Origin of the sequence: Gelidibacter gilvus, assembly GCF_004115975.1 — a bacterium.
Taxonomy (GTDB): Bacteria; Bacteroidota; Bacteroidia; order Flavobacteriales; family Flavobacteriaceae; genus Gelidibacter; species Gelidibacter gilvus.
On the sequence record NZ_SDDZ01000014.1, the window covers coordinates 82,317 to 93,975 of the forward strand.

The 11,659-nt window shown below is 39.3% G+C and carries 7 protein-coding genes and 1 tRNA gene; 4 read left to right on the plus strand and 4 right to left on the minus strand.

Going from position 1 to position 11,659, the window contains the following annotated elements:
• Positions 1-8 precede the first annotated feature (8 nt).
• From ESZ48_RS16645 to ESZ48_RS16660, 4 genes are all read right to left on the minus strand, one after another.
• Positions 9-848, minus strand: coding sequence for a phytoene/squalene synthase family protein (locus tag ESZ48_RS16645; protein ID WP_129018632.1), 840 nt, complete (start codon positions 846-848; stop codon positions 9-11).
• Positions 832-2,319, minus strand: coding sequence for a phytoene desaturase family protein (locus ESZ48_RS16650; protein WP_129018633.1), 1,488 nt, complete (start codon positions 2,317-2,319; stop codon positions 832-834). Before ESZ48_RS16650 ends, ESZ48_RS16645 begins: the two co-directional genes overlap by 17 nt.
• A 48-nt stretch (positions 2,320-2,367) precedes the next feature.
• Entirely contained in the window at positions 2,368-3,267 is a 900-nt protein-coding gene (locus tag ESZ48_RS16655) for a MerR family transcriptional regulator (RefSeq protein ID WP_129018634.1), read from the minus strand.
• A gap of 197 nt (positions 3,268-3,464) precedes the next feature.
• A tRNA-Leu gene (locus ESZ48_RS16660) sits at positions 3,465-3,548 on the minus strand.
• 344 nt (positions 3,549-3,892) lie between these two features.
• Here ESZ48_RS16660 and ESZ48_RS16665 point away from each other — a divergent pair.
• The 4 genes from ESZ48_RS16665 to ESZ48_RS19620 all read left to right on the plus strand — a co-directional run.
• Complete coding sequence (locus ESZ48_RS16665) at positions 3,893-4,360, plus strand: hypothetical protein (RefSeq protein ID WP_129018635.1); 468 nt, start codon at positions 3,893-3,895, stop codon at positions 4,358-4,360.
• Positions 4,361-4,559: 199 nt separating this feature from the next.
• Positions 4,560-5,207, plus strand: coding sequence for a hypothetical protein (locus ESZ48_RS16670; RefSeq protein WP_129018636.1), 648 nt, complete (start codon positions 4,560-4,562; stop codon positions 5,205-5,207).
• A 12-nt stretch (positions 5,208-5,219) separates the two neighbouring features.
• Positions 5,220-5,954 (plus strand): PRC-barrel domain-containing protein, encoded by a 735-nt coding sequence (locus ESZ48_RS16675; RefSeq protein ID WP_129018637.1) that lies wholly within the window; start codon positions 5,220-5,222, stop codon positions 5,952-5,954.
• 1,144 nt (positions 5,955-7,098) lie between these two features.
• Positions 7,099-11,659: collagen-like domain-containing protein (locus tag ESZ48_RS19620; protein ID WP_223266489.1), on the plus strand; the 4,561-nt coding region annotated here is incomplete at its 3' end.

Below are 11,659 nucleotides of genomic sequence, written 5' to 3' on the forward strand. Positions count from 1 at the left end.
GATCAAACTTACATTAAATTGAGTTGATATTTGACGTAACTCCGAGTCAAAAGTTCGAATTTTTTGTAATTGGGCACGCGTATACGTGTTGACTTAATGTCCAATGCCGGTGTGATTTTTAACTTTTTGAGGAGTTGGTAATAATAGCGATAGGCCATGAAGACGCCGAATTTTGCCTCAATTGGGAGTTCTTTTATCCCTTGAAATCCCAAAGCAAAATCAGTTTCGATATCTTCAATAATGCGTTGCTTTGATTTTTCATCCAAGTGATTCAAATTGGTGTTGGGAAAATAGGTTCTGCTCAGATCTTCGTAATCGGCTTTTAAATCCCTAAGAAAATTCACTTTTTGAAATGCAGAACCTAAACTCATGGCGCTTTCCTTCAAATGTTCGTACTTTTCTCGGTCACCTTTTACAAAAACCTTTAGACACATCAGTCCAACCACATCAGCAGAGCCATAAATATACATTTTGTAATCGGCTTCCGTCAAGTAATCACATTTATGTAAATCCAGCCGCATGCTTTTCATAAAGGAAACCACCAAATGTTTGTCAATATCGTATTTGTGATAGGTTTCCTGAAAGGCATTCAAAATCGGATTTAAACTGATTTTATGCTGAAGCGCGAGTTCTAGGTCTTCTTCAAAACGATTGAAAAGGGCATCTTTATCATAGTCATGAAAAGAATCGACAATCTCATCTGCAAATCGCACAAAACCATAGATATTGTAAATATCCTGTCTTATACTTTGCGCCAACATTTTGGTTGCCAAAGAAAATGACGTGCTGTAAGAGTTTGTAACTGCCTTACTGCATTGATGTGAAACGATGTCAAATAGCGCTTTCATGAGCTTTGAGGGTATGATGTTTTTTTATAAGTTCTGCAACCAGTTTTCCGGAGATCAAGGAGGGCGGTACTCCAGGACCGGGAACCGTAAGCTGGCCCGTGAAATATAGGTTGTTTACTTTTTTACTCTTTAATTTTGGTCTTAAAAAGGCCGTTTGCATGAGCGTGTTTGCCATTCCATATGCGTTGCCTTTGTAAGAATTATAATCTTCTATAAAGTCCTTAACGCAAAAGGACTCCTTAAATATAATATTATTTTTCACGTTTTGTGAAGTTAAATTTTCAAAACGTTGAATTATTTTATCGAAATATAGGGTTCTTAGTTCTTCAGTATCCTCTAAACCGGGTGCGAGCGGAATTAAAAATATTCCCGCTTCCTGACCTACGGGCGCCACGCTTTTATCGGTTAAAGATGGAAAGCTGGCATAGAACAACGGGTTTTCCGGCCATTTTGGGGTGTCATAAATCTCTTTGGCATGGACCTCAAAATCAACATCAAAGAACAAGGTATGATGGTTGACGTTTTTTAACTTCTTGTCAAAGGCCACATAAAAAAGGAGGGAAGATGGAGCGAAAACCTTCTTTTCCCAATACGCTTCGGAATACTGACGGTATTTTTTATCCAATAAGGTTTCTGAATGGTGGTAATCTGCGCCACTCAATACAATATCACAAGTATAGGTGTCTCCTTTGGAAACGATTCCAGTTGCTTTACCATCAGTGATGAGAATTTTATCGACTGAGGTTTCGGTTTTAATGTTTACACCCAGGCTTTTGGCGAGTTTCTCCATGGCCAAAATAACTTCATACATGCCTTTTTTTGGATGAAAAGTACCAATTCCAAAATCGGCATAATTCATAAAACTATAAAAGGATGGCGTGTTATCAGGTTTGGCACCGAGAAACAATACAGGAAATTCTAAGATTTTTGCCAGACGGTCGTTTTTAAATTCTTTGCGAACATCTTTTTTTATGGTGCTGAAAAATTGATCTAATTTTTTTATGGTCACAGGAGTCATCAACTCAAATGGAGAGACGCCGGGTCTGTAAACGAGATCCTTTATGGCCACATCATAATTATGTTGGGCGTTGGCAATGAATTTTTTTAGTTTTTGAGAACTTCCTGGTTCTTCTTTTTCGAAGGTTTTACAAATTTTTTCCAAAGTGTCTTCAATGGTAATGAAGTCATCTTTTCCAAAATAAACGCTGTAGGCAGGATTTAGTTTCTCCAATAGATAATAATCTGAGGGCTGTTTTCCAAAATCGGCAAAAAAGCGTTCAAATACGTCAGGCATCCAATACCAAGTGGGACCAATATCAAAAGTAAACCCCTCTTTTTTAAGTTGTCTTGCCCTACCGCCGATAGTCTTGTTTTTTTCAAAAATGGTAACGTCATGACCATCTTTTGCAAGATAGCACGCTGCAGATAATGCAGAGAACCCGGAACCTATAATAGCTATATCTAATCTCATTGTTTAACAAAAGTAAATAAAAGTTAAACAAAAAACAATTCTAAAGCATTAAATCGTTGCAATTAAACTGTCTATTGTATTAAATGTTTTAATTTTTTCCGGTAGGTTCTTAGTATCAATGAATTGCGTCATATATCCAAGAACCCACAATTCGTGACTTTTTCCCGATAGAAGTTGTGAGTTGAAATCTTCAAGATAGCTAGAGAGTTCATCTTTTGAAGGTCTGACCGTAAAATAGGAAATAAAGGTCACCTGTTCATAATAAGCCAACACATCTGTCAAACTTATTATGGGAACACTGGAGCCTAGAAATATGGAACGTTGACCTTTCGCCACAAGTTCATAATTGATAAACATAAGACCTATCTCATGGATTTCATTATCTGGAAGGAAAAGAACGAAGGCATTGTTGTGGTTTATTTTGATTTGGGATTGTAACAGCTCGGTATTGACCAATATTTTTTGTTTGATGAGCGACGATATAAAATGTTCATGCGCCGGGGTGATCGTATCTGTTTGCCACAGCATGCCTATTTCTGATAGAAAAGGTATAAAGACGTCATAGCAAATGTCTCTAAATGTTTTGTTTTTATTGAGTCCGTTATAAGTTTCGTAAAAGAGATCTTGGTCAAAATCCAACATCGCCAATTTTAAAGTGTTTATGGCGTGATTTTTTACATGGCCTTTACTAGCCAATTCGCGCACTTGGTCATGTATTTCTGAAGTCTTTAAGGACGCAATCTTTGAAATCTTAAGTCCATTATTGTTTAGAAAGCTAATGTTCAGTAATTTCTGTAGATGGCCTAAATTGTAGAATCTAATATTGGTATCGGTGCGTTCGGGTTCGAGTAATTCATAACGTTTTTCCCAAATACGGATGGTATGCGCTTTTATTCCAGTCAGGTTTTCTAGATCCTTAATGCTGAAGATCGTCTTAATGTTGTTCATCCTTTTTTCAAAAATATAAAACAAAATTAAGCTAATTTATGATATGGTGGAGAAGGAATGCATTTAATTGGTGAAATATGAAAGAATGGACTGAGAAATGGGAATCCGTTTATAAGGTCACTTTACAGAGTGATATTCGCTATCCTTTATATAGATATCGAAACTAATTCCATTATAAATTAATGGATGATGCATTGTGCGCACGAGAAGACTCGAACTTCCACGACCTAATGGTCACCAGCCCCTCAAGCTGGCACGTCTACCAATTCCGCCACGTGCGCATTAAATAGTAATCAATGGATATGAATGTCAGGCAATTGCCCGATTTTCTGTGTTTTGTTTGGTTTCCAAAACTAAATCCAAAAGAACTTTAGCGCTGCAAATATAAAAAATCAATTATTTTATTAGCGATATTTTCAATTTACTTTTCAGGTGAGTTCATTATAATCTCATTTTGTTCTTATTAAACTTCTCAACTGTCCATCCTCTATTATATATTCTCTCTTCTCTTTCTTTTCTATCCTCTATCCTCCAAAAATTCTTTTACAGATAACTTTTTTTGCAATTGAGAAAAAGAACATCGTTTCTTAGGTGTAATTTCACGTTGAACCATAAAACAGATCTCATGAAAAATCATAACAAATTAACCGTCATCTTATTTTTGACGTTACTAATGTCCTGTGATTTTGGTAAAAATAATTCTCCAGATCACAGTACCACAGGAAGGACCGTTCCTGAAAATAAAGATATAACCAATACCACCAATTATAAAAACACGGGCAATTTTGATGCAATGGATGAAAATTCCATCGGCACCGATAAAGTTACCGATAGCTTAAGCGAGAATTGGAATTTGGACAATCCGAAACGAAAGGAAAACTTGTATGCAACTTTTGATATGACGGAAGATCAAATTCAGAAGTATGAAAATGCCTTACAAAATTGGAAAGAATCTGATAAGGCTGATGCTTTTAAATTGCTATCTGCCAATGCAAAAATTAAAGAGGAAGATAAAATTTTAAAGGATATTTTAAACGACGCCCAATACAAACGCTATAAGGAATGGTCGAAGGACAATGACTTGAGACGATAAAAGTTTTCATGAGATCACCTTTTTAGAATTTTGCACATTCTAGGAAACTGGCGTCTAAGATTTAAACTATATATAAAATAAGCTTTTCGGGTCAAAACTTTTATTGAATGAGCATAGCTACTCGATAGGGTAATGGTAACTTGAATAACACACCATGAGGTGGTTACATATAAACTCCAATTAACTTAAAAACAAAATTATGGCAGAGATAAAAATTGAAAAGAAAAAACCCGTTTGGCCTTGGATTCTAGCAATCCTGGTCATCTTAGGCATTATTGCTTATTTCATTTATGAGAATCCAGACCGTGATAATTTAACGGATGACTTTGATGATGATACTACCAACGAGCAGGTCATGGAAAGTGAGAGCAGACCATTGGACACAGTGGGCACAAGAAGGGATTATCAAGTGGGTAGTTCCTACGATCAGTATGCCGCTTATGAAGGCTCAATTAGAGATTCTACGCGTATTGCACTAGATTCATCGTATACTAAAAAGGCCTACTACAATTTGTCCAAGGCGGTTGCTAAAAAAGCTGAAGAAAATAACGTAGAAAATTCTCAAGCCTTAACTGATTTGCAGGATTTCTCGATGCTGATCACCAAGGTTTCCAGTCCGCTAAGTAGTTCGGAGTCGGCTAAAAACTTTAAAACAGCGAGTGATAAGGTTGCAAAAGTACTGGAAGATATTCAAGTTAAGAGTTATCCGGAACTGCAATCTCAAATCGCCGATTTAAAACAAGTGACCTCAAAAATGGATGGCTCTATCAGTATGGATAAACAACAAGCGAACATCACAGAGTTTTTACAAAAAAGTCGTGATGTCTTAAAGGCAATGAACAATTAAAATAAGAATATTATGGCAGAACAAAATAAACACCTCTATTATATAAATGAACTTTCTGATTATAAAATTTCAGATGGCTATCCTGATGTTAGAGGGTGGGATGTAAAGGATATAGACAACCGGGTCATTGGTAAAGTGGATGATCTTTTAGTAAATAAAGATGCTCAACGCGTGGTTTACCTTGATGTTGAAGTGGACAAAAGCATTATAGATGCCAAATATGATCCCTACGGAAGACCAAATCAAATAGAAGTCAGGGAGTTTGTGAATAAGGATGGGGAGAACCATATCATTATTCCTATTGGATTGGTCGACTTGAATGAAGATTCAAATTATGTTTACACAGATATCATTGACCATCGCACATTTGCAGAAACCAAGAGGTACCAAAAGGGTGCGGACATCAATAGAAGTTATGAAAACCAAGTTTTGGGCTCCTATCAACGTAGGCACAAAGAAAATGCCGATGGTACAGGTTTAAATGTATTTAAAGATGAAAATCGACTTCGTGAAATTATCCGTGATGAAATTAGAAAGTACCATCATGACTTGGATAAAAATACAACTTATGGCTCGACAGAATCATATGATTCATCCAGACGTAGTATCGATGACGATGTGTTGATCGATGAAAACCTGGAATTGAGTCAAAGACGATCGAATGACGATGTCTATGATGATGACAAATTTTACGAACGTAAGGTGTTCGAAGATAAGCGTTTAAAAAAGCGCACGCCAGGATTATAAATATTAAAAACAGTACAGAAAATAGATAAAGAGAACGCACCAATGGTGGGTTCTCTTTTTTTTTAGTGAAACCCATATTCCAAAAGCCGGAGGCGCATTGGAATATGCTGGTTGAACTAATCCCGCTCTTTAGCGGGATCTAAATCCATATTCCAAAAGCCAAATTCGCATTGGAATATGCTGGTTGAACTAATCCCGCTCTTTAGCGGGATCTAAACCCATATTCCAAAAGCCGGAGGCGCATTGGGATATGCTGGTTGAACTAATCCCGCTCTTTAGCGGGATCTAAATCCATATTCCAAAAGCCAAATTCGCATTGGAATATGCAGGTTGAACTCATCCCGCTCTTTAGCGGGATCTAAACCCCTCTCTGCCGACAGGCAGGCAAAACTCAAAAGGCTAAGCGCATTGAGTCCTGTTCTCTCGAATGCTATCCAAATAATTCCTTCCGAGTTTTCGGGGTTAACAACAGTATTAAGTTAATCTCCTCAGGAATTGTATCAGAATGACAAAGTTATTTCCATTCGATTCCTAGAAGGATTGCGGCGATAGTATTTCTTTCAAAAATAATATAGAGTGACCTATAAAGAGATGCTGACCGATTATCGGATGGCTTTTTAGTGTAAATTTCAGAGGGTTGAAAAACTGGTGTAATTCTTATGTTGAAACCTGACGATATTGACTCAACAAAATCACAGAATGTTCGTAATCCTTCAATTTGAAACTTAATCCTATAATTTTAAGACCGCGGCGGCATTAAGATTTCTTACAAAATTAATCACTTAATAGCAGATATGAAGTTTAAGTATTAGACTGATGATTTGTCTTAAAAAGATGTTAATATTAAAATAAATATTATGTTTGTGATTCCCAACGACGAAATTAGCGTTCTATTGTTCAGATTGAAAATAAAATCCACTTTTACAGATTAACGATAATATTTACCTTTTATCGTGTTTATTTCAGAATAAATATTATATTTGCGTTGCTTGTCGATGATATCAGCACTTCATCGATGCGTGTTTCAGGGTTAACCTATAAGGAAAATGAACCACACGGAGTAGATAGCTTAAATTTTTATCCATAAAGAATACACGTTTATATAAATACAGTTTCAAAATTTCCATCACAATAACCAACCACTATGAAAAAACTATTACTGTTACTTATCTTAATTACAGGTACTTCCCTTTTTGCTCAGGTGGGAATAGGCACAGATATGCCAAATCCTTCCACGCAATTGGAAATAAAATCCTCCAATCGAGGTGTTTTGATACCGCAGGTACCCTTAACTGGCAATACTGACCAAGCTACCATTAGTGCTGGAAACTTGGAAAGTCTATTGGTTTACAATACCAATACCAATGCGACCCTCACTCCTGGATACTACTATTGGTATCAAGGCAGTTGGAATAGATTGACAACGGAAAGTGATCTGCCAGAACATATTGTTTTATGGGATTTTGCTAATAATCAGTTTACTTATATCGACCAGAATGGCGATGTGCAAGTCATTAATCCATCCGATTTTCAGACATTAACGTCTCTTAAGCTGAACGCCGATGGCCATACGCTGGATTATGTTGACGAAAATGGAGACTTGGCTAGTATTGATCTTGAAAACGTCATTAAGAATTTTGAAACCCTAACGACCATAGTAGCTAACGCTGATGGCACGTTCACTTTCACAGATGAATCCGGAGTTGCAACCATAGTAGACATCAGCAGTCTAGAGACCTTAACTTCTATCGCTCTCAATCCGGACAATGCAAACATTGATTATACGGATGAAAAAGGCGTGGTTACTCAATTGGATATGACCCAGATTGTTAAAAATTTAGAGACCTTAACAACTATTGTGACTAACGCCGATGGCACATTCACTTTTACAGATGAAGCTGGGGTTGAAACGATAATAAATGTGAGCAGTCTTGAAACGTTAACGTCTATCGCTCTCAATGCAGACAATATCCACATCGATTATACGGATGAAAATAACGTCACTACGCAATTGGATTTGACGCAAATTGTTAAAAACTTAGAGACCTTAACAACTATTGTGGCTAACGCCGATGGTACGTTTACGTTTACAGATGAAGCTGGGGTTGAAACGATAATAAATGTGAGCAGTCTTGAAACGCTAACGTCTATCGCTCTCAATCCAGACAATATCCACATCGATTATACGGATGAAAATGGTGTGATTACTCAATTGGATTTTACACAGATTGTTAAGAATTTAGAGACGCTTACAACCGTAGTTGAAAATATCGATGGCACATTCACTTTTACGGATGAAGCTGGGGTTGAAACTATAATAAATGTAAACAATCTAGAAACGCTAACTACTATAGCTCTCAATGCAGACAATATCCACATCGATTATACGGATGAAAATGGTGTGGTCACCCAATTGGACTTCACGCAGATTGTTAAAAACTTAGAGACCTTAACAACTATTGTGACTAACGCCGATGGCACATTCACTTTTACAGATGAAGCTGGGGTTGAAACTATAATAAATGTAAGTAATCTTGAAACGCTAACTACTATTGCTCTCAATGCAGACAATATCCATATTGATTATACGGATGAAAACGGTGTGGTCACTCAATTGGATTTCTCGCAGATTGTTAAAAACTTAGAGACCTTAACTACTATTGTGACTAACGCCGATGGCACATTCACTTTTACGGATGAAGCTGGGGTTGAAACTATAATAAATGTAAGCAATCTTGAAACGCTAACTACTATTGCTCTCAATGCAGACAATTTACATATTGATTATACGGATGAAAACGGTTTGGTCACTCAATTGGATTTCACGCAGATTGTTAAGAATTTAGAGACACTTACAACCGTAGTCGAAAATATCGATGGCACATTCACATTTACGGATGAAGCTGGAATTACTACAGTTATTGATATAAAAAATCTTGAAACCTTGACCACACTAGTGGATAACGGTGACGGGACAATGACCTTTACGGATGAAAATAATGTTGAAACCGTTATTAACTTAGCCAATGGTCCAAAAGGTGACGATGGAGATTCTGCTTACCAAGTTTGGTTAGACTTAGGAAACACCGGAACAGAACAGGATTTTATTGATTCTTTAAAAGGCGATCAAGGTGACGATGGAAATGATGGTGCTGACGGTATCGATGGAGTTGATGGCGTAGACGGTGCTTCTGCTTTCGATTCGTGGACTGCTGCTGGCAATACAGGATCAGAACAAGATTTCTTGGACTCATTAATCGGGGATGACGGAAATGGAATTTTATCTATTGTTGATAATGGCGATGGAACCTATACAATTGATTATACTAACGGTGGAAGCTTTACAACTTCAGACCTAAGAGGTCCGCAAGGTGCTGACGGAAAATCTGCTTATCAAGAATGGTTAGATTTAGGAAACATTGGAGACGAAGCGGATTTTATTGCTTCTTTAAAAGGAGCTGGTGGAGCTTCTGCTTATGATGAGTGGATAGCCGATGGCAATACAGGCTCTATTCAAGACTTTTTAGATTCTTTAAAAGGAGACAAAGGTGATGATGGTATTTCTGTTACTGTAACTGATAATGGTGACGGCACTGTAACGGTTAGTGATGGCGCAAATGATGTCATTATATCTAAGGGAGCTGACGGTATTAATGGAGCTTCTTCATACGAAGTGTGGATCGCAGCTGGCAATACAGGTTCTTTACAAGACTTCTTGGATTCATTGATTGGTGCTGCTGGTCAAGACGGAACTAATGGTGTTGACGGAACTGATGGCGACGATGGAACTAATGGCACTAATGGTGCTGATGGTGCTGATGGCGCCTCTGCTTATGATCAGTGGATTGCCGCTGGAAATATAGGTTCTGAACAAGGTTTCTTGGATTCGTTGATTGGCGCTACCGGCGTTGCAGGAAATGGTATTTTATCAATAGTCGATAATTCTAACGGAACATTTACAGTTAATTATACCGATGGTGGAAGTTTCACATCCTCAGATCTAACAGGTCCAAAAGGTGATGATGGAACATCTGCTTATCAAGAGTGGTTGGATTTAGGAAATACTGGAGACGAAGCAGATTTTATTGCTTCCTTAAAAGGAGAAAAAGGTGATGATGGTGCTCATGGTGTCTCTGTAACCGTAACAGATAATGGTGACGATACAGTCACAATTAGTGATGGTACAAATAGTGTAACGATATCTAAGGGAGTTGATGGTGAGGATGGAGATACGCCAGTAATCGGAACAAACGGTAACTGGGAAATCGGTGGTGTTGATACAGGAGTCGCTGCAACAGGTGTTGATGGGCAAGACGGTGCTGATGGACAAGATGGAGCGGATGGACAGAATGGAGACACTCCAGTAATCGGAACAAACGGTAACTGGGAAATTGGTGGTGTTGACACAGGAATCGCTGCTATGGGACCACAAGGAGATCAAGGTGTTCAAGGTGTTCAAGGTGTTCAAGGTGTTCAAGGAGAAAAAGGTGATGCTGGTAATACGCCAGTAATCGGAACAAATGGCAATTGGGAAATTGGTGGCGTTGACACAGGAATCGCTGCTACTGGACCACAAGGAGATCAAGGAATTCAAGGAGTTCAAGGAGATAGAGGTGATGCTGGTGATACGCCAGTAATCGGAACAAACGGTAACTGGGAAATCGGTGGTGTTGATACAGGAATTGCTGCTACTGGACCACAAGGAATCCAAGGTGAAGACGGCATAGGCATTGCTTCTATTACTGATAACGGAAGTGGAATATTTACAATTACTTATACTGACAATTCAACTTATACTTCACCAAACTTAACTGGTCCACAAGGTGAGATAGGTGCCACTGGTGCTTCTGTTACCGTAACAGATAATGGCGATGATACAGTCACAATTACTGATGGTACAAATAGTGTCGTTATATCTAAGGGAGTAGATGGAGAAACTCCCGTAATCGGAGGAAATGGTAACTGGGAAATTGGTGGCGTTGACACGGGAATCGCTGCTCAAGGCCCTACAGGTGCTGCAGGTCCAGCAGGTCCACAAGGCCCAGCAGGTGCTGATGGAAATGACGGTGCCGATGGTACTGCAGGTCCAGCAGGTCCACAAGGCCCAGCAGGTGCTGATGGAAATGACGGTGCCGATGGTGCTGCAGGTCCAGCAGGTCCACAAGGCCCAGTAGGTGCTGATGGAAATGATGGTGCCGATGGTGCTGCAGGTCCAGCAGGTCCACAAGGCCCAGCAGGTGCTGATGGAAATGACGGTGCCGATGGTGCTGCAGGTCCAGCAGGTCCACAAGGCCCAGCAGGTGCTGATGGAAATGACGGTGCCGATGGTGCTGCAGGTCCAGCAGGTCCACAAGGCCCAGTAGGTGCTGATGGAAATGATGGTGCCGATGGTGCTGCAGGTCCAGCAGGTCCACAAGGCCCAGCAGGTGCTGATGGAAATGACGGTGCCGATGGTGCTGCAGGTCCAGCAGGTCCACAAGGCCCAGCAGGTGCTGATGGAAATGACGGTGCCGATGGTGCTACAGGTCCAATAGGTCCTGAGGGTCCACAAGGTATTCAAGGCCCAGCAGGTCCACAGGGTCCAGCTGGAGCACAAGGTCCGAAAGGTGATACAGGAGATCAAGGTCCTCAAGGAGCAACAGGTCCACAAGGCCCAGCAGGTGCTGATGGAAATAATGGTGCCGATGGAGCACAGGGTCCACAAG

Excerpts from the sequence above, each read along its gene's own strand:
- ESZ48_RS16645 (WP_129018632.1), bottom strand. The coding sequence starts at position 848 with ATGAAAGCGCTATTTGACATCGTTTCACATCAATGCAGTAAGGCAGTT.
- ESZ48_RS16650 (WP_129018633.1), bottom strand. The coding sequence starts at position 2,319 with ATGAGATTAGATATAGCTATTATAGGTTCCGGGTTCTCTGCATTATCT.
- ESZ48_RS16655 (WP_129018634.1), bottom strand. The coding sequence starts at position 3,267 with ATGAACAACATTAAGACGATCTTCAGCATTAAGGATCTAGAAAACCTG.
- ESZ48_RS16665 (WP_129018635.1), top strand. The coding sequence starts at position 3,893 with ATGAAAAATCATAACAAATTAACCGTCATCTTATTTTTGACGTTACTA.
- ESZ48_RS16670 (WP_129018636.1), top strand. The coding sequence starts at position 4,560 with ATGGCAGAGATAAAAATTGAAAAGAAAAAACCCGTTTGGCCTTGGATT.
- ESZ48_RS16675 (WP_129018637.1), top strand. The coding sequence starts at position 5,220 with ATGGCAGAACAAAATAAACACCTCTATTATATAAATGAACTTTCTGAT.